The organism is Haemophilus parainfluenzae, from assembly GCF_900638025.1.
In the GTDB taxonomy this organism is placed as follows: domain Bacteria; phylum Pseudomonadota; class Gammaproteobacteria; order Enterobacterales; family Pasteurellaceae; genus Haemophilus_D; species Haemophilus_D parainfluenzae_J.
In genome coordinates, this window is the sequence record NZ_LR134481.1 from 1539727 (window position 1) to 1558026 (window position 18300).

18 protein-coding genes are annotated in these 18300 nt (G+C 39.3%); 5 read left to right on the forward strand and 13 right to left on the reverse strand.

The features are described 5' to 3' along the window. Window positions 1–3: 3 nt before the first annotated feature. The 9 genes from trpA to EL215_RS07795 all read right to left on the reverse strand — a co-directional run bounded on the left by trpA (window position 4) and on the right by EL215_RS07795 (window position 8625). Window positions 4–810: a tryptophan synthase subunit alpha gene (gene trpA / locus EL215_RS07755; RefSeq protein ID WP_126471297.1), complete on the reverse strand. Its 807-nt coding sequence runs from the start codon at window positions 808–810 to the stop codon at window positions 4–6. Further along, complete coding sequence (trpB, locus tag EL215_RS07760; RefSeq protein WP_126471299.1) at window positions 810–2006, reverse strand: tryptophan synthase subunit beta; 1197 nt, start codon at window positions 2004–2006, stop codon at window positions 810–812. The genes trpA and trpB overlap by 1 nt, the downstream gene beginning before the upstream one ends. 12 nt (window positions 2007–2018) lie before the next feature. Then, on the reverse strand, window positions 2019–2777 hold the full coding sequence (locus EL215_RS07765) for an SDR family oxidoreductase (protein WP_126471301.1): 759 nt from the start codon (window positions 2775–2777) through the stop codon (window positions 2019–2021). A gap of 23 nt (window positions 2778–2800) precedes the next feature. Further along, window positions 2801–4237, reverse strand: coding sequence for a bifunctional indole-3-glycerol-phosphate synthase TrpC/phosphoribosylanthranilate isomerase TrpF (gene trpCF / locus EL215_RS07770; protein WP_164757071.1), 1437 nt, complete (start codon window positions 4235–4237; stop codon window positions 2801–2803). 41 nt (window positions 4238–4278) lie between these two features. Then, window positions 4279–5280, reverse strand: coding sequence for an anthranilate phosphoribosyltransferase (gene trpD / locus EL215_RS07775; RefSeq protein ID WP_126471305.1), 1002 nt, complete (start codon window positions 5278–5280; stop codon window positions 4279–4281). A gap of 11 nt (window positions 5281–5291) precedes the next feature. Then, window positions 5292–5678, reverse strand: coding sequence for a tautomerase family protein (locus EL215_RS07780; RefSeq protein WP_126471307.1), 387 nt, complete (start codon window positions 5676–5678; stop codon window positions 5292–5294). Between the two features lie 9 nt (window positions 5679–5687). After that, window positions 5688–6272 carry an aminodeoxychorismate/anthranilate synthase component II gene (locus EL215_RS07785; RefSeq protein WP_005697516.1) on the reverse strand — a complete coding sequence of 195 codons (585 nt, stop codon included), beginning with the start codon at window positions 6270–6272 and terminating at the stop codon, window positions 5688–5690. 12 nt (window positions 6273–6284) lie between these two features. Further along, window positions 6285–7835, reverse strand: a complete 1551-nt coding sequence (gene trpE, locus EL215_RS07790) for an anthranilate synthase component I (RefSeq protein ID WP_049355734.1) — start codon at window positions 7833–7835, stop codon at window positions 6285–6287. Window positions 7836–8043: 208 nt separating this feature from the next. Then, entirely contained in the window at window positions 8044–8625 is a 582-nt protein-coding gene (locus EL215_RS07795; RefSeq protein WP_049355733.1) for an FMN-dependent NADH-azoreductase, read from the reverse strand. A 260-nt stretch (window positions 8626–8885) separates the two neighbouring features. Between EL215_RS07795 and thrS the strand changes: the two genes are divergently transcribed. Next, window positions 8886–10817, forward strand: coding sequence for a threonine--tRNA ligase (thrS, locus tag EL215_RS07800; RefSeq protein WP_070582446.1), 1932 nt, complete (start codon window positions 8886–8888; stop codon window positions 10815–10817). Window positions 10818–10921: 104 nt separating this feature from the next. Here the strand turns inward: thrS and EL215_RS07805 are convergent, their stop codons facing one another. Next, window positions 10922–11701 carry a ferredoxin--NADP reductase gene (locus tag EL215_RS07805; protein WP_049355731.1) on the reverse strand — a complete coding sequence of 260 codons (780 nt, stop codon included), beginning with the start codon at window positions 11699–11701 and terminating at the stop codon, window positions 10922–10924. A 304-nt stretch (window positions 11702–12005) separates the two neighbouring features. On the opposite strand from EL215_RS07805, the gene infC reads away from it, so the two are divergent. The 3 genes from infC (at window position 12006) to rplT (ending at window position 13354) form a co-directional block, all read left to right on the forward strand. Next, window positions 12006–12548: a translation initiation factor IF-3 gene (infC, locus tag EL215_RS07810; RefSeq protein ID WP_080351268.1), complete on the forward strand. Its 543-nt coding sequence runs from the start codon at window positions 12006–12008 to the stop codon at window positions 12546–12548. A gap of 197 nt (window positions 12549–12745) precedes the next feature. Then, complete coding sequence (gene rpmI / locus EL215_RS07815) at window positions 12746–12943, forward strand: 50S ribosomal protein L35 (protein WP_005596065.1); 198 nt, start codon at window positions 12746–12748, stop codon at window positions 12941–12943. 57 nt (window positions 12944–13000) lie between these two features. Further along, on the forward strand, window positions 13001–13354 hold the full coding sequence (rplT, locus tag EL215_RS07820) for a 50S ribosomal protein L20 (RefSeq protein ID WP_005596075.1): 354 nt from the start codon (window positions 13001–13003) through the stop codon (window positions 13352–13354). Between the two features lie 241 nt (window positions 13355–13595). Here rplT and dxs read toward each other — a convergent pair whose 3' ends face one another. The 3 genes from dxs to xseB form a co-directional block, all read right to left on the reverse strand. Beyond that, window positions 13596–15449, reverse strand: a complete 1854-nt coding sequence (dxs, locus tag EL215_RS07825; protein WP_126471309.1) for a 1-deoxy-D-xylulose-5-phosphate synthase — start codon at window positions 15447–15449, stop codon at window positions 13596–13598. Between the two features lie 69 nt (window positions 15450–15518). Beyond that, window positions 15519–16412, reverse strand: coding sequence for a (2E,6E)-farnesyl diphosphate synthase (gene ispA, locus EL215_RS07830; protein ID WP_126471311.1), 894 nt, complete (start codon window positions 16410–16412; stop codon window positions 15519–15521). Between the two features lie 3 nt (window positions 16413–16415). Beyond that, entirely contained in the window at window positions 16416–16658 is a 243-nt protein-coding gene (xseB, locus tag EL215_RS07835) for an exodeoxyribonuclease VII small subunit (RefSeq protein WP_126471313.1), read from the reverse strand. A gap of 167 nt (window positions 16659–16825) precedes the next feature. Between xseB and thiI the strand changes: the two genes are divergently transcribed. Further along, window positions 16826–18277, forward strand: a complete 1452-nt coding sequence (gene thiI / locus EL215_RS07840) for a tRNA uracil 4-sulfurtransferase ThiI (RefSeq protein WP_126471315.1) — start codon at window positions 16826–16828, stop codon at window positions 18275–18277. Window positions 18278–18300: the final 23 nt, after the last annotated feature.

An 18300-nucleotide genomic window follows, 5' to 3' on the forward strand; every position in this document is an offset into this window, starting at 1 on the left:
CAATTATTTTGTTGCCGCTTTCATATCACGAACAAACTCAGCAAGTTCAGTTAAGCATTGAGCTTGATTATCTAAATTTCGCTCAATGATTTTTACCGTTGCAGAGCCTGAAATAGCTCCCGCAGCACCAAGTTGAAGAGCCTCTTTTACTTGAGCAGGTTGAGCAATACCAAAACCTTGTAGAATTGGTGGAGCCTTATGAGCTTTAAGTTGTTCTACAAGTGTATCTAAGTTTGCAGCATGAGCTTGATTCTCAGCACTTGTTACACCTGCACGAGAAACTAAATAGGTATAGCCTTCGCTGTTTTCAGCAACACCTTGTACCGTTTTGGCATCAGCATTTGGTGGGCAAATAAAGACAGGTTGAATGCCATACTTTTTAGCAGCTTGAACATAGTCTTCTTTTGCCAATAGTGGAATATCTGCTACTAAAACCGCATCCACGCCGACTTCTGCACAACGTTGATAGAAATTATCTAATCCTTTAGCAAAAATCAAATTTGCACAAAGGAGTAAGCTAATCGGAATTTCTGGATATTTTGACCGTACTTTAGCGAGTAATTTAAAGCTGTCTTCAGTGCTATGGCCCGCATTTAGCGCACGGTTATTAGCTGCCTGGATTACGGGACCGTCTAATAGCGGATCAGAAAATGGAAAGCCTAATTCCAACGCATCTGCGCCATTTTCAACTAAAGTACAAATAATCTCAAAAGAGCGATCAAATGTTGGATCGCATAATGTAACGAAAGGTACAAAAGCCCCTTCTTTTTTCGCTGCAAGTTCTGCAAATTTAGTTTCAAAACGGCTCATTATTGCATTCCTTTTTCTTTTAAAATTTTATCAACGGTGAAAATATCTTTATCCCCACGACCAGAAAGATTCACCACTAAAATTTGTTCTTTATTCGGTTCTTGATGAATCATTTTTAGTGCATGTGCTAATGCATGAGAACTTTCCAATGCAGGAATAATTCCTTCATGTTTTGCTAATGCTTGGAAAGCGTTTAATGCTTCATCATCTGTAATACTTGGGTATTCGGCACGACCAATGCTTTGTAAATAAGCATGTTGAGGCCCTACAGAAGGGAAGTCTAATCCAGCAGAAATAGAGTAGGATTCTTCTACTTGACCATCTTCAGTTTGCATTAAAGGTGATTTCATACCGAAATAAATACCGACTTTTGCATGGCCTAATGGTGCACCATGTTCACCACTTTCGATGCCATGACCAGCAGGTTCTACGCCAATTAAGCGTACGCCTTTTTCATCAATAAAATCGGCAAACATACCAATTGCATTGGAGCCACCACCAACTGCCGCGATGACAGCATCCGGTAAGCGATCTTCTTTTTCTAAGATTTGACGTTTGGTTTCTTCACCAATCATTTTTTGGAATTCACGTACAATGGTTGGGAATGGATGAGGGCCTGCCGCTGTACCCAATAAATAATGGGTGTTTTCATAGTTGGCTGACCAATCACGCATCGCTTCACAGCACGCATCTTTCAATGAGCAAGAGCCTTTTTGTACAGGTATTACTTCAGCTCCCATTAAACGCATACGAAATACGTTTGGTGATTGGCGTTCCACGTCTTTCGCGCCCATATAAACACGGCAAGGCATATCTAACATTGCACAAGCTAGAGCTGTTGCCACGCCATGTTGGCCAGCACCGGTTTCGGCGATAATGCGCGTTTTCCCCATGCGTTTTGCTAATAAAATTTGACCTAATACTTGGTTGGTTTTGTGGGCACCACCGTGAAGTAAATCTTCACGTTTTAAATAAATTTTTGCTTTTGTCCCTTTGGTTAAATTACGGCAAAGGGTAAGTGCGGTTGGTCTGCCCGCATAATTTTTAAGTAAATCTTGAAATTCACGTTGGAATTTAGGATCGTCTTTTGCTTCAACAAAGGCTTTTTCTAGCTGTTGTAGTACCGGTACGAGAATTTCCGGTACATACATTCCGCCAAATTCACCGAAATAAGGATTTAAAAGGGTTTCTGACATAATATTTCCTTGTTATTTTTGAATTCTTGCGACATTAAGTGGTGCAAAGGTTTGTGCTGTAGGCATCACTTCAATGCGATTAATATTGACATGTTCAGGTTGTTGATTGAGCCATAAAATAATATTAGCAATATCTTGTGGGCTGACATATTCTACATTTTCATAGAGTTTTTTTGCTCGGGCATCATCACCTTTAAAACGGACATTCGAAAATTCAGTTCCACCACAAAGACCTGGCTCAACATTGGTCACGCGAATTTGTGTACCAGCAAGATCGGCTCGAAGATTTAAACTAAATTGTTTTATAAACGCTTTAGTGCCGCCGTATATATTGCCACCAGGATAAGGATAAGTACCTGCAATTGAGCCTAAATTAATAATATGACCTGAATTACGTTCAACCATTTGTGGTAACACAAGACGAGTGATGGTGACGAGACCTTTAATATTGGTATCAATCATTTGCATCCAATCGTCTAAACTCGCTTTATCGGCACTTTCTAAGCCTAATGCTAATCCTGCATTATTCACCAATAAATCAATAGATTGCCAATTAGTTGGAAGTGAATGGAACGCATCTTCTGTTGCTTGGCGATCTGAAATATCAAAGGCAAGAAAGTAGAAGTTTTCACCTAATTCTTGTTGTAATTGTTCTAAACGAGTTACGCGGCGTCCTGTGCCAATTACACGATAACCATTTTCAATGAGGGTGTGACAAATTGCCGCACCAAATCCGGCAGTTGCGCCGGTTACTAACGCTGTTCTTTGCATAATGCTTCCCCTTAGCAATCAGATTAATTTGACAAAATCGTCTTAAAAACTGACCGCACTTTTTCGCTGTCTTTTACGCCTGCGGCAGTTTCTATACCAGAATTGAGATCAACTCCTAGGCAACCTTGCTTAATGGCTTGTTCAATATTGTCAGGCGAAATGCCACCAGCCAAAATAATTTTGTGTTTTAAGTTTTCAGGAATGACGGACCAATTAAAGGTTTTTCCTGTGCCACCTTGTTGATTAGCGGATTGGCTATCGAAAATATAGCGAGCAATATTTAAATCATCCGTAAAATCAACCGCACGTTGTGCTTCAGTATCGACTGAAATAGCTTTCCAAATTTGTATTTTTTCAGGCAGTTGGTGACGAAGTGCGGTAATAAATTCAGCGGTTTCTGAACCGTGTAGCTGAACGGCATAAAGCTGCAATTGTTTAGCGATTTTTACAATAAAATCAATTTCTTGATTCTGGAACACGCCCACAAAACGAAGTGGTGATGCTGTCACTAATTCTTGAGCTTGACGTAGGCTCACACAGCGTTTTGAATGATCGACGAAAATTAAGCCGCCGTATAATGCCCCGTTTGCGTAAACCTCTTTGACATCTTGCGTGCGAGTTAAACCGCATACTTTATTTTCGCCCAAAATCACTTCACGCACAGCATTATTTAAATCTGCACTGCCCATTAGGCTGCTACCGATTAAAAAGCCATGTGCCACTTTTTGCAAATCACGAATTTGGCTGTGATTATAAATCCCCGATTCGCTGATAATACGTGCATCACTAGGAATGCGATCGGCATATTTTTGTGTGAGTTCTACCACGCGGTTTAAATCAACAGTAAGATCGTGAAGATTACGATTGTTAACCCCGATAATTTTTGCCTCTAATGCAAGGCCTCGCTCAAACTCTTCCTCGTTACTGGTTTCTGTTAATACGCCCATACCGAGAGAATGTGCAAGATCAGCCAATACGCGATAGGTTTCGTCATTCACTACCGAAAGCATCAATAAAATAGCATCAGCTTGATAATAGCGTGCAAGATAAACCTGATATTCGCTGATCATAAAATCTTTGCACAATACAGGTTGTGAGACAACGTCACGTACTTGCGGCAAATAGTCAAATTTACCTTGAAAGTATTTCTCATCCGTTAGCACTGAAACCGCTGACGCATAATGTTTATACACATTGGCGATTTCATCTAAATTAAATTCACCACGAATTAATCCTTTAGAAGGGGACGCTTTCTTACATTCTAAAATATAAGCCGGTTTTTGATGGGTGCCTTTACCCAACGCATCATAAAAAGAGCGGTCAGATTTTTGAATGTTTTCTTTAAATTGTGAAAGCGGAAATTCAGTTTCCTTTGCTTTAACCCATAGTGCTTTGTCTAAGACGATTTTTTGTAGCACCGTAGCAGAGTCAATTGGTTTGGTGAAATCTTGCGTGATCATAATTTTTCTTCTTATTGTGGCTTATCAAATCAGCCTTTATCTTAATATTTTGTCAAATGTTGTAGTGTCTCAAACGCTTTGCCTGAAGCAAGGTGAGCCAACACATTTTGAACATTTTGTTTTAAGTCATCATGACCAAATAATTTCAGCAATAATGCCACATTTGCGGCTACCGCATTAGCATGCTCTGCTTTGCCTTTACCTTGTAAAAGTGCGGTCAGATATTGGGCGTTTTCTTGCGGTTCGCCACCACGTAAACTTTCTAAAGATTGTGTTTTTAAACCAAAATCTTCTGGCGTTAAGGTGAAGTAGTCAATTTTGCCGTTTTTAATTTCAGCGACTTGCGTTTCACCATGTACGGCGACTTCATCAAGACCCGCACCATGAACCACAAAAGTATGTTGATGGCCTAATGCAACAGCTGTTTCAGCATAGGTTTTCACTAATTCAGGAGCATACACACCAAGCAAATGATAAGTTGGGCGAGCTGGATTGATTAATGGCCCCAAAATGTTAAAAAGCGTACGTGTTTTTAATGCTGCACGAACAGGAGCGACATGTTTAAACCCACTGTGATATTGTTGAGCAAATAAGAAGCATACGCCAATATCATCAAGTGCTTGACGAGCTTGTTCTGACGTGACATTCACATTTACACCAAGTGCGGTTAATACATCACTGGCACCTGATTTGCTTGATACGCTACGGTTACCGTGTTTGGCTACTTTGGCACCCATAGAGGCTGCAACAATGGCGCTCGCAGTAGAAATATTAATCGTATTTTGACCATCACCGCCAGTACCCACAATATCCGCAAAAGGGTAGTCAGGACGAGGGAATGATTTGGCATTTTGCAAAGACGCAGATACCGCTCCACTTAATTCCTCAATGGTGGCACCACGTACTTTTAATGCAATCAGCATGGCAGCGATTTGTTCGTTATTCAGTTCGCCTTGCATAATGGCATTAAAAATGACCGCACTTTCTTCTTTATTAAGTGTTTTTCCGCTGTAAAGTTGTTCTAATAATTGAGCCGTTTGCATAATATTGTCCCTTATACGTAAATATCGTAATCTAAATCGCGCGCTTCATCGCCAGTCATACCACGGAAACCCCAACAATGCGCCGGTTGTTCTTTAATCGTAATTTCAACGTTGTGAGATTTAATACCGATTTTGTATTCCAGTTCGCTGAAGAGCATTTTGATTAAACGTTTTTTTGTACCTTCCATACGACCTTGCATCAGGTTAATTTCAATAACGGTATAATCATCGTTACGATCGATAGGATAAAGGAAATCTTCTCTATCTAAACATAAAAAACGAATTGCATGTTTTCCACGAGGAATGTCTAAACCAAGGTTTAAACAGTTATAAATTACTTCAGCAATATCTTGACGACGAGGTGCAAGCACTTCTTTTAATCCATATACGGTAATCATTTTTCTTCCTTAATCTCTGTTTAATAACCATTCCACAGATTGTTGTAATAATTTGGAACCTTGCACAGTAAGGATGCTTTCTGGGTGGAATTGGAAAGCACAAATTGGCAAGGTTTTATGACGAATTGCCATTACGATACCATTGTAATCGGCATTAACAATAAATTCGTCAGGCAGATTTTTACCCATTAAAGAGTGATAACGTGCCACAGGCATTGGGTTGGCAATATCTTTAAACATGGCTTGGTTATCGTGTTGAATGCGCGATACTTTACCATGTAATACTTCGCCTGCATGTACAACCTCTCCACCAAAGGCTTGAATAAGCGCTTGATGGCCTAAGCAAATACCAATAATTGGCACATCATTTTTTAAACGTTCAATGAGCGGGAGCAAGATACCTGCTTCAGCCGGAGTACCTGGTCCTGGAGAGAGTGCAAGAATCGTATCCGGTGTATTTAATGCCTCTTGTACCACTTGCTCTAAATTGGTGTCATTACGATAAATTTTTACGTTATGCCCAAGCACACGGAATTGATCCACTAAGTTATAAGTGAATGAATCAAAATTATCTAAAAAGAGAATATTAGCCATAATTTATCGTCCTTATTTTGCTTGGGTATTGATTTGTTTGATTGCTTTAAGCACTGCAGCCGCTTTATGGCGAGTTTCATCCGCTTCCATTTGTGGATCAGAATCCAACACTTCACCACAACCCGCTTGAATATGGGCAATGCCATTTTGTACAAAAGCAGAACGAATCACGATACAGGTATCAAAATGACCATCAGAGGTGAGATAGCCGACCGCACCGCCGTAGCTGTGACGTTTTTGTTGTTCAAATTGATAAATTAACTGCATCGCTTTAATTTTAGGTGCACCAGTTAACGTCCCCATATTCATACAAGCTTGATAAGCATGTAATGCATCAAGTTCAGGACGAAGTTTACCCACTACGCGAGAAACCAAATGCATGATGTGAGAATAGCGATCCACTTGCATTAATTCAGCGACTTTACGTGTACCGCTTTGGCAAACGCGAGCAATGTCATTACGGGCTAAATCCACTAACATTAAATGTTCAGCTTGCTCTTTATGATCAAGACGTAATTCTAATTCCAAACGCGCATCCAATTCAGGGTCAATATTGCCATGGGCATCAAAACCACGCGGACGAGAACCTGCAATTGGGTAAATTTCTAATTGGCGATTGTCCGGTGCATATTTCAACGCACTTTCTGGTGATGCACCGAATAAAATGAAATCCTCATCGTTCATGTAGAACATATAAGGGCTTGGATTGTTATGTTTTAATTGCGCATAGCTCGCAAGGGTATTTGGGCAATCTAATGAAAAACGGCGAGATGGCACGATTTGGAACACATCACCAATATTAATATGATGTTTTAATGCTTTGACAATGCCGATAAATTCAGGATCATCAAAGTTGGTGCTGACCTCATCACTTGCTGCTTTAATGGAAAATACGCCATCAATATTTTTTAATTTTTGAGCAATAGAAAGTGCCGTTTTCGCGACTTCCACTTGTTCTTCTTGGCTAAAACAAAAGCTTTTTAATGTGGCTTGTTGGCTTTGGTGATCGATGGTGATTAAATTTTCTGCGAGATAAAAACTGTAATCCGGGCAGTTAATACCATCATCTTTTAATTCAACACCTTGCATTGGAATAAAATTTGCCACCAAATCATAAGCAAATAAACCACCTAAAAAGACGGGTGTGCTGCTATGTTGATAATGGTTAGAAATTACACGAAGTCCATCAAAAATGGTTGCAGCTTGTAATTTGCTGTCTTCATCTAATTGATTGTCGAGCGGCGCGAATTGTACAGAAAAGTCATTCTTAAAATTAACCGCACTTACGGTACCGAGTTGGCTTAATACTGGATGAATTTCGTTTAACACTTGTTTTCCGTTCGCATTCAGCGCTCTAAAGGTTACCTGATTGCCTAAACAAGTAATTTTAACGGCAGCATTAATTAGAATAAGGCTCTGTAAGCTATTTTTACTACCAATTTCAGCAGAGTCGAGGAGAAGAGAATTTGAGTTCTGTTTGCAAAGCGTATTAAAAATTGCGGTGGTGTCGGCGTGATAGGGAACCGGTTGAGAAGTCACCGCAATAAAAGGGGTATTTTTCATAATCAATCCTGTATTCTGAACTTTTGCACTATTAAACTAGTACATGAGGCATAAGTCAAGAGAATAATTAAAAAATTGGCGTGATTTTACAATATTGTTTTAATGTTTAACTAAAGATATTGAAAATAGAGGGGTTCAGTTAGAAAAAAGCCATTTTGAGGACGAATCTCAAAATGGCTTAAATGGCTTAGTTGGGGGATTTTAGTAATTAGAGAGATGCAACGATCTCATCGATTTTATGTCTTGCTGAACGTTGTGCGTTTTCAATGGCTTCAGCGCCTAATCCGATGCCTTTTGCATAAGCAAACTGAACATCGGTAATGCCAACAAAACCTAAAATCGCTTTTAAGTAAGTTGTCACATTGTTGTTGTCATCATACATGCCCCCAAAGCTTGCTAATACAACCGCTTTTTTACCTTGAAGTAAACCTTCAGGGCCATTTGCGGTGTATTGGAAAGTTACACGAGGGCGCGCGATAAAATCAAAATAAGATTTAAGTTGTGTTGGGATGCCTAAGTTATACATTGGCGCTCCAATGACGATGATATCCGCCGCCTTTAATTCCGCCACTAATTCATCTGATAGCGCTAAAAGTGCATTTTCTTCTGCTGTTTTAGGTTCGCCACGTACTGCTGTTGCAGCTGTCGCATCAAAATGAGGAAGGGGTTGAGCCACTAAATTACGTACCACAATGTTGTGGTCTTTTAATTTTTCAATGATGTAATCGGCTAATTTATTACTTTGAGAGTTATCTGCAAGGATGCTTGATTTCAATACTAATACGTTCATAGAGTTTCCTTTAATTTGTGTTTGTCAAAAGTGCGGTCATTTTATCGGAAATTTTGAATAGATAAAGTCGCTATAAGGAAAATCATTGTTTACTCATTGGAAAGAATTCAGTGAGATATTAACAAGTGTGGTGGAAAGTGCTAAAATTCTCCGCCGCACTTGGTTTGCTCGATAGTGGGAGTGAATGAAAGTGCGGTTTGTTTTTAATCATTATTTGCATGTTGCCTTTCGTATGGGCGACCACTGTATAAGGAAAAATTATGCCTATTATTACTTTACCGGACGGTTCTAAACGTGAATTTGATCGTCCAGTTTCTGTGTTAGAAGTGGCTCAAGATATCGGAGCCGGTCTTGCCAAAGCAACCATCGCTGGCCGTGTAAACGGTGAACGTCGTGATGCGTGTGACATCATCAATGAAGATGCCAACCTTGAAATTATTACAGCAAAAGATGAAGACGGTTTAGAAATTATTCGTCACTCTTGCGCACACTTGCTTGGTCACGCAATCAAACAATTATTCCCCGATGTCAAAATGGCAATCGGTCCAACGATTGAAAATGGCTTCTATTATGACGTGGATTTAGACCGTTCTTTAACGCAAGAAGACATTGATGCTATCGAAAAACGTATGCTTGAATTGGCGAAAACCAATTATGACGTGATCAAAACTCCGGTAAGCTGGCAAGAAGCAAGAGATACTTTTGAAAAACGCGGTGAGCCATACAAAATGGCTATCTTAGATGAAAATATCGAACGTACCGCAACGCCTGCGCTTTATCATCACGAAGAATACATTGATATGTGTCGTGGACCACATGTGCCGAATATGCGTTTCTGCCACAACTTCAAATTAATGAAAGTTGCAGGTGCTTATTGGCGTGGCGATAGCAAAAATAAAATGTTACAACGTATCTATGGTACGGCTTGGGCAGATAAAAAACAATTAGCGGAATACTTAACTCGCTTAGAAGAAGCGGCAAAACGTGACCACCGTAAAATCGGTAAAGCGTTAGATTTATATCATATGCAAGAAGAAGCACCGGGTATGGTGTTCTGGCATAACGATGGTTGGACAATTTTCCGCGAATTAGAAACCTTCGTACGTACAAAATTAAAAGAATACGATTATCAAGAAGTAAAAGGTCCGTTCATGATGGACCGTGTGTTATGGGAAAAAACAGGTCACTGGCAAAACTACGGCGATTTGATGTTTACTACACAATCAGAAAACCGTGAATATGCGATTAAACCAATGAACTGCCCAGGACACGTTCAAATCTTTAACCAAGGTTTAAAATCTTACCGTGATTTACCAATCCGTATGGCGGAATTTGGTTCTTGTCACCGTAATGAACCATCAGGTTCTTTACACGGTTTAATGCGTGTGCGTGGCTTTACTCAAGACGATGCACACATTTTCTGTACTGAAGATCAAATTGAAAGTGAAGTAACCAGTTGTATCAAAATGGTTTACGACATTTACAGCACGTTCGGTTTCCAAAATATTCAGGTGAAATTATCTACTCGTCCTGAAAAACGTATCGGTGCAGATGATATGTGGGATCGTGCAGAAGCAGGTCTTGCGGCAGCATTAGCGCATAACGGACTTGAATATGAAATTCAAGAAGGTGAAGGCGCATTCTATGGTCCGAAAATTGAGTTTGCATTACGTGACTGTTTAGATCGTGAATGGCAATGCGGTACTATCCAATTAGACTTTGCATTACCTGGTCGTCTAAATGCGTCTTATGTGGCAGAAGACAATGATCGTCGTACACCAGTTATGATTCACCGTGCGATTTTAGGTTCGATTGAGCGTTTCATCGGTATCATTACTGAAGAATATGCGGGTTTCTTCCCTGCATGGTTAGCGCCAGTTCAAGCGATTGTGATGAATATTACAGATAGCCAAGCAGACTACGTTCAAAAAGTAGTAAAACAACTTTCTGATGCGGGATTACGTGTCAAAGCAGATTTACGTAATGAGAAAGTCGGCTTCAAGATTCGCGAACACACCTTACGTCGCGTACCTTATATGCTTGTTTGCGGTGATAAAGAAATCGCAGAAGGCAAAGTGGCTGTACGTACCCGTAAAGGTGCTGATTTAGGTACTTTCACGATTGAAGAGTTTGCAGAAATCTTAAAATCCCAAGTAAGACAACGTGAGTTGAAATTGTTAGGTGAAGAGTAGTAACTCAAGGAATTTAATAAAAGAGGACAAAATATAATCAGTCCTCTTTTATAAAGAAGATAAGAGACAGAATTTGCAATAAAAAACGACCGCACTTTTAACGCTTAAAAGGCGTTTTCCATCATAATTTCACCGTCTTTATGTACCCGATGAAGTGCGAAGCCTTTAGCTTTTAATTTCTCGTAACTTTCTTTTACCATATTCGGGTTGCCACAAATTAAGAAACGGGTATCGACTTTAGTAAAGGTGATATTTAACGCGTTTTCCAGTTCGCCGTTTTCTAATAATTGCGGAATTCTTTGGTTTAATGCGCCGGCAATTTTCTCTCGGGTAATGACTGGTTGATAGATGAATTTGTTGGCATATTTCCCCACAATAGCGTGGTCTTTTAAGTCGGCTAAATACTGTTCAAATATCAAATCATCTACATAAGAAACGGAATGCACTAAGACGACTTTATCGGCTTTTTGCCATAATGTTTCGTTTTCTAACATCGACAAAAACGGCGCAATGCCTGAACCGGTGGCGAGTAAAACAAGTTCTTTACCCTGAGGAATGCGGCTAACGGTAAAGAACCCGATAGGTTTTTTCTCTAATAATAAGCTGTCGCCTGCTTGCATTTGGTTAAAATGCCCTGACATGATGCCGTCTTCAATGAGGATGGCGTAAAAATCCAGATGATCCGCATTTTCGGCAGAAATCATGGAATAGGCACGGGAAATGTATCCATCTCCTTGCATAAACCCTAATTTGGCAAACTGACCGGCAATAAAATCAAAGTCCTTTGGGCGAGTGATACTGAAAGAAAGTAGCTTGGGTGTGTGTTTTTTAACCCAACGCACTTTCTGTTCGGTAAAAGGATATTCTTTTTTGTGCTCGTTCATAAATAGCTCCTGATTCCTGAATTAAAAAATAAAAGTAAAACAGCAAAAGCGGCAATCGTTAGGTAGGTGATATTTTATACGATTTGGACAAATCTTGCTATGCTTTTTCGGAGTAGGTAATTGATTGTCGTAAAAGGTTTTAAAATCAATTTTCCTCACAGCATTCGACTATTGCTTAACAAGGTAAAATTCTGTAAAATGCACCCGTTTTTGCTCATTCTTAGAGCATTAAAAATGAATTTAACTTCTGTTTTTGTATAGTAAAACAGAAGTTTTGAGGCTTAATTAATAGAGGAATATCATTATTAAAACCGTAAAAAAAGCTCCGGCAGCTAACCGCCCGAATCGCATTAACGATGAAATTCGAGTAAAAGAAGTTCGTTTGATTGACCAAGATGGTGAACAAGCGGGGATTGTATCAATTCAACAGGCCTTAGATATGGCAGAACAAGCAGCGCTTGATTTAGTTGAGATCAGTCCGAATGCCGAACCACCGGTTTGTCGTATTATGAACTACGGCAAGTTCCTCTATGAAAAGAGCAAAACCGCAAAAGAACAGAAGAAAAAACAAAAAGTCGTACAAGTAAAGGAAATTAAATTCCGTCCAGGTACAGATGAAGGTGACTACCAAGTTAAATTACGTAGCTTAATCCGTTTCTTAGAAGATGGCGATAAAGCGAAAATTACCGTACGTTTCCGTGGTCGTGAAATGGCTCACCAAGATATCGGTTTAGACGTATTAGAACGCGTTAAAAACGATTTGGCTGACATTTCAGTAGTGGAATCTGCACCGGGTAAACTAGAAGGTCGCCAAGCGGTAATGGTGTTAGCACCTAAGAAAAAATAATTTTTTATTTAGATCTAATCTAGATAATCGAATTTTCACTTCGGTGAGAATACAATTGCACATTAGGCAAACTACGCAGCCTAATTGCTTTTGGAGAAGGGCAATTCAATTTGCCATATTGGAATAATTAGTGCCTACAAGTAATCTTCGGATTCGCCTAATTATGTGTTTAACTTAAAATGCGGAGTTTTTTAACAATGCCTAAAATTAAAACAGTACGTGGTGCTGCTAAGCGTTTCAAAAAAACAGCTTCTGGCGGTTTCAAACGTAAACAATCTCACTTACGTCATATTTTGACTAAAAAGACAACTAAACGTAAACGTCATTTACGTCATAAATCAATGGTTGCGAAAGCAGACCAAGTTTTAGTAGTAGCTTGCTTACCATACGCATAAGCCGTTATTTAAGCAAAACGTACGATTAGTTAAAAATATTACATAGGAGATTAAATAATGGCTCGTGTAAAACGTGGTGTTATTGCAAGAGCACGCCATAAGAAAGTTCTTAAGGCTGCTAAAGGTTATTATGGTGCACGTTCACGCGTGTATCGCGTTGCTTTCCAAGCGGTGATCAAAGCTGGTCAATACGCATATCGTGACCGTCGTCAACGTAAACGTCAATTCCGTCAATTATGGATTGCACGTATCAACGCTGCAGCTCGTCAAAATGGTTTATCTTACAGCAAATTCATCAACGGCTTGAAAAAAGCATCTGTTGAAATCGACCGTAAGATCCTTGCTGATATCGCTGTATTCGACAAAGTGGCGTTCGCTGCATTAGTTGAAAAAGCAAAATCTGCACTTTAATTTTTTAAAGTTTAGATCAAAAATTAGGACGCTGAAAAGCGTCCTTTTTTATTACCTCCCAAAAAGAAAAAACCGCTACTCAAAACTTGAATAGCGGGGAGGTCTTAATTTATAAGAAACTTCAAAAAGATAACTGCAATATGCAGTGCACTAGCAATGTATCAGACTGTGTGTTTTTGAAATAGTTCGATATTTTTGAAAATTTTTTTAAAATATCAAAATTAAACCAAAATGAATGAATTTAGCCCTTTATAAAGGCGATAATTTGCTCTTCAATCCCTTTTTCATCTAATTTAATTTCAGCAAGTGCTTCTTGTTGTGTGCCTTGCGGAATAAAAATATCAGGTAAACCAAGTTGTAAAAGTGCGGTTGTTTTTCCATGAGAATTTAGCACTTCTGAAACAGCAGAACCTGCACCACCTTGAATCGCATTTTCTTCCAATGTTACAATGACGTCATGTGTATTCGCCACTTCTAGAATACGAGCTTCATCAATTGGTTTCACAAAGCGCATATCGACAACAGTCGCATTGAGTTTTTCTGCCACAGATAAAGCAGCAGGTAAGAGAGTACCAAAATTCAGAATCGCGATTTTTTTACCTTGACGAATCATTTTTGAATGACCAATTTCTAATTCTGCAAGTGGGGTTAATTCTACGCCGATTGCATTTCCACGCGGATAACGTACCGCAGCAGGTTTACCACATTTATAGCCAGTATAAAGCATTTGGCGACATTCATTTTCATCACTTGGTGTCATAATGATCATATTCGGAATGCAGCGCATAAAACTTAAATCAAACGCACCTTGGTGAGTTTGACCATCAGCACCTACGATACCTGCACGATCGATGGCAAAGAGAACAGGCAAGTTTTGAATAGCAACATCATGAATAAGTTGATCATAAGCACGTTGTAAGAAGGTAGAATAAATGGCTACAACAGGTTTATAACCACCAATTGCAAGACCGGCAGCAAAGGTGACAGCGTGTTGCTCAGCGATAGCTACATCAAAGTATTGTTGTGGGAATCGTTCTGAAAATTCTACCATGCCAGAACCTTCACGCATTGCGGGAGTAATACCGACTAATTTATCGTCTTGTTCCGCCATTTCGCATAACCAATCACCGAAGATTTTTGAATAGGTTGGTTTGGCATTTAATTTAGGAAGTTGGCCGCTTGTTGGGTCAAATTTTGGTACGCCATGGAAACCAATTGGGTCTTTTTCTGCGGGCTCATAACCTTTTCCTTTTTTAGTTTTGATGTGTAAGAATTGCGGCCCTTTGAGATCGCGCATATTGCTTAAAGTAGCAATTAATTCATCAATATTATGCCCGTCAATTGGCCCGATATAGTTAAAACCGAGTTCTTCAAAAAGCGTACTTTCTGGTGAGAACATCACGCCTTTTATGTGCTCTTCGGTTTTCTTCATAAAGTTTTTAACAGTTGGCACTTTATCTAAAATTTTCTTACTGCCATCACGAACAGTTGAATATAATGAACCAGAGAAAATACGGGCAAGATGATTATTTAATGCACCGACATTTTTAGAAATCGACATTTCATTGTCATTTAAAATGACCAACATATCAGTATGCAAAGAACCCGCATGGTTTAAGGCTTCAAATGCCATCCCCGCAGTGATTGCACCGTCACCAATCACACAAACGGTTTTGCGACCCGCATTTTCACGTTCTGCCGCAACAGCAATACCCAGCCCTGCACTGATTGAAGTGGAAGAGTGACCAACACTTAATACATCAAACTCACTTTCTCCACGCCAAGGGAAGGGGTGAATGCCGCCTTTTTGGCGAATGGTAGACATTTGATCACGACGCCCCGTCAAAATTTTGTGTGGATAAGCTTGATGGCCCACATCCCAAATTAATTGATCAAAAGGGGTTTTAAAAATGTAGTGTAATGCAACCGTCAATTCAACGGTACCAAGACCAGATGCTAAATGGCCGCTGGTTTGACTAACGGATTCCAACAGATAACTCCGTAACTCCTGACAAAGTTGCGGAAGCTGATCTTTATTTAAAAGACGCAAATCTTCCGGCGAATTAATTAAGGATAAAAGAGGATAGTTGTTCATATATTCGTTAGTCCTAAAATGTGAAAAAAGTGACCGCACTTTGAAAAATCAAAGTCAGTGCTGTCACCATTAACTTTTACGATTGACAATAAATTCAGCTAATGCACGTAATGCAGTAGTATCAAAAGGTAAATTGTCTAATTCATGTAAGGCGGTTTGATAGAGTTCTTGGGCTTTTTGTTTCGCGCCCTCTAACCCTAACAGCTTTGGATAAGTGCTTTTATCTAAACCTAAATCAGAACCCACCGGTTTACCGATTTCCGCACTGTCACCTTCAATATCTAAAATATCATCTTGTACTTGGAAAGCTAAACCAATAGCTTGTGAATAACGTTCTAGTTGTTGCTCTAATTCTTTGTTTTCAAAGTGAGGAGAGCAGATAAAACCCAGTTTTAATGCAGCTGTTAGCAACGCACCAGTTTTATTGCGATGAATAAGTTCTAATTCAGCTAAATTAACTTGTTTATGCTCAGAAATTAAATCTAAACTTTGCCCTAAACACATGCCTTGTACGCCAGATGCTTGAGCCAATACTTTCACTAATTGCAACTTTTGTTCCGCAGAAAGAGAAGGAGCTTCAGTAAGAATTTCAAAAGCAAAAGTTTGTAATGCATCGCCAGCTAAAATGGCCGTCGCTTCATCAAAAGCAATATGACAAGTTGGTTGACCACGACGAAGTTCATCGTTGTCCATGGCAGGCAAATCATCATGGATTAAAGAATAAGCGTGAATAGATTCAATGGCTGCTGCCGCATAATCTAAAGCGGGCATTTCTGCGCCCAGCATTTTACCCGTTGCATAGACAAGGAAAGGACGAACGCGTTTGCCACCTAGCAATAAGCCATACTTCATTGCATCACGCAAAGGGGCATTATAAGCGTCAATTTCTTCAAATTGATTGGCTAAAAACTGATTAATGCGATCTTGAACTTGTTTGAGTTCAGTGCCGAATTGATAACTCATGGATTACTCGTCCCCTTGATAATCACTTAATGGGGCGGTTTCGCTTTTTTGTAACAAAATTTGAATACGTTGTTCTGCTTGTTGCAAGCGCTCTTGACCAAGTTGAGCCAATTTAATGCCATTCTCAAATTCTTTCAGCGCATCTTCCAATGGTAATTCACCGCTTTCAAGTTTTGTCACAATCGTTTCCAATTGTGCAAGTGTTGTTTCAAAATCAGGTTCAGCATTTGCTTGTTTACGCGCCATTAAATTATCCTTTTCAGATGAATAAATTGCTCCGCATTGTACTTGATTTTTATAGGGATGTTAAAAACTTATTTCAAAGTGCGGTCAGTTTTTCGTGAGAATTTGAACTTTGTGGGATCTGGAATTTAGCGTACAATACGGCCATTTTTTATTATTCACAGATTATTATGAAATTTATCGTTAAACTTTTTCCTGAAATTATGATTAAAAGCGAAACCGTGCGTAAGCGTTTCGCGAAAATTTTGACCTCAAATATCCGCAATATTTTACAGAAATATGATGAAGAAACAGCGGTTGTTCGTCATTGGGATTACATCGAAGTGCGGTCAAAAAATGAAGCCAATCGTGAAGAGTTGATTGCACTTTTACAACGCATTCCGGGTATTCATCATTTTTTAGAAGTGGAAGAAAAACCGTTTACTGATTTACATCATATCTTTGAATTGACCTTAGTGGATGTTGCAGCTCAACTTGAAAACAAAACCTTTTGTGTACGTGTAAAACGCAAAGGGAAACATGATTTTAGTTCCATTGAAGCTGAACGTTATATCGGTGGTGGTTTAAATCAGCATATTGAAAGTGCAAAAGTACGCTTAAAAAATCCTGATGTGACGGTGCGTATTGATATTGAAGATGACAAAATGATGCTGGTAAGAACTCGTCATGTTGGCTTAGGTGGTTATCCAATTGGGACGCAAGAGGACGTGCTTTCATTGATTTCAGGGGGCTTTGACTCTGGCGTATCCAGTTATATGCTTATTCGCCGTGGTTCACGTGTGCATTATTGTTTCTTCAATTTAGGTGGGGCAGCCCATGAAATTGGCGTGAAACAAATGGCTTACCATATTTGGAATCGTTATAGTTCATCACATAAAGTCCGTTTTATTGCCATTCCTTTTGAAGGCGTAGTGGGCGAGATTTTAGAGAAAGTCGATAATGGCCAAATGGGCGTCGTGTTAAAACGAATGATGGTTCGCGCTGCAAGTAAAGTTGCACAACATTTTAATATTCAAGCCATTGTTACCGGCGAAGCACTCGGACAAGTTTCAAGCCAAACTTTAACCAATTTACGCTTAATTGATGAAGCATCTGATGCGTTAGTATTACGTCCACTTATTACCCATGATAAAGAACAGATTATCGCGATGGCGAAAGAGATCGGCACAGATGATATTGCAAAATCCATGCCTGAATTCTGTGGAGTGATTTCTAAAAATCCAACGATTAAAGCGGTACGTGAAAAAATTCTTGAAGAAGAAAATCACTTTGATTTTGGCGTGTTGGAAAGTGCGGTTGAAAATGCACAATATTTAGATATTCGCCAAATTGCAGAAGAAACAGAGAAAGAAGTGGTAGAAGTAGATACCATTTCAGTGCTTGGTGAAAACGATATTATTTTAGATATTCGTAGCCCTGAAGAAACAGATGAAAATCCATTTGAATCAGATGAGCATCAAGTGATGCAATTGCCGTTTTATAAATTATCTTCACAATTCAGTTCATTAGATCAAAGTAAAAATTATGTGCTTTATTGTGAACGAGGCGTGATGAGTAAACTTCAAGCGCTTTATTTAAAAGAAAATGGTTTCACGAATGTGAGAGTTTTCGGGAAAAAATAAGCAAAAAATGACCGCACTTTAAC

Bases quoted from the DNA above. Each gene is read 5' to 3' on its own strand.
- trpA (WP_126471297.1), bottom strand. From the start codon at position 810: ATGAGCCGTTTTGAAACTAAATTTGCAGAACTTGCAGCGAAAAAAGAA.
- trpB (WP_126471299.1), bottom strand. From the start codon at position 2,006: ATGTCAGAAACCCTTTTAAATCCTTATTTCGGTGAATTTGGCGGAATG.
- EL215_RS07765 (WP_126471301.1), bottom strand. From the start codon at position 2,777: ATGCAAAGAACAGCGTTAGTAACCGGCGCAACTGCCGGATTTGGTGCG.
- trpCF (WP_164757071.1), bottom strand. From the start codon at position 4,237: ATGATCACGCAAGATTTCACCAAACCAATTGACTCTGCTACGGTGCTA.
- trpD (WP_126471305.1), bottom strand. From the start codon at position 5,280: ATGCAAACGGCTCAATTATTAGAACAACTTTACAGCGGAAAAACACTT.
- EL215_RS07780 (WP_126471307.1), bottom strand. From the start codon at position 5,678: ATGATTACCGTATATGGATTAAAAGAAGTGCTTGCACCTCGTCGTCAA.
- EL215_RS07785 (WP_005697516.1), bottom strand. From the start codon at position 6,272: ATGGCTAATATTCTCTTTTTAGATAATTTTGATTCATTCACTTATAAC.
- trpE (WP_049355734.1), bottom strand. From the start codon at position 7,835: ATGAAAAATACCCCTTTTATTGCGGTGACTTCTCAACCGGTTCCCTAT.
- EL215_RS07795 (WP_049355733.1), bottom strand. From the start codon at position 8,625: ATGAACGTATTAGTATTGAAATCAAGCATCCTTGCAGATAACTCTCAA.
- thrS (WP_070582446.1), top strand. From the start codon at position 8,886: ATGCCTATTATTACTTTACCGGACGGTTCTAAACGTGAATTTGATCGT.
- EL215_RS07805 (WP_049355731.1), bottom strand. From the start codon at position 11,701: ATGAACGAGCACAAAAAAGAATATCCTTTTACCGAACAGAAAGTGCGT.
- rpmI (WP_005596065.1), top strand. From the start codon at position 12,746: ATGCCTAAAATTAAAACAGTACGTGGTGCTGCTAAGCGTTTCAAAAAA.
- rplT (WP_005596075.1), top strand. From the start codon at position 13,001: ATGGCTCGTGTAAAACGTGGTGTTATTGCAAGAGCACGCCATAAGAAA.
- dxs (WP_126471309.1), bottom strand. From the start codon at position 15,449: ATGAACAACTATCCTCTTTTATCCTTAATTAATTCGCCGGAAGATTTG.
- ispA (WP_126471311.1), bottom strand. From the start codon at position 16,412: ATGAGTTATCAATTCGGCACTGAACTCAAACAAGTTCAAGATCGCATT.
- xseB (WP_126471313.1), bottom strand. From the start codon at position 16,658: ATGGCGCGTAAACAAGCAAATGCTGAACCTGATTTTGAAACAACACTT.
- thiI (WP_126471315.1), top strand. From the start codon at position 16,826: ATGAAATTTATCGTTAAACTTTTTCCTGAAATTATGATTAAAAGCGAA.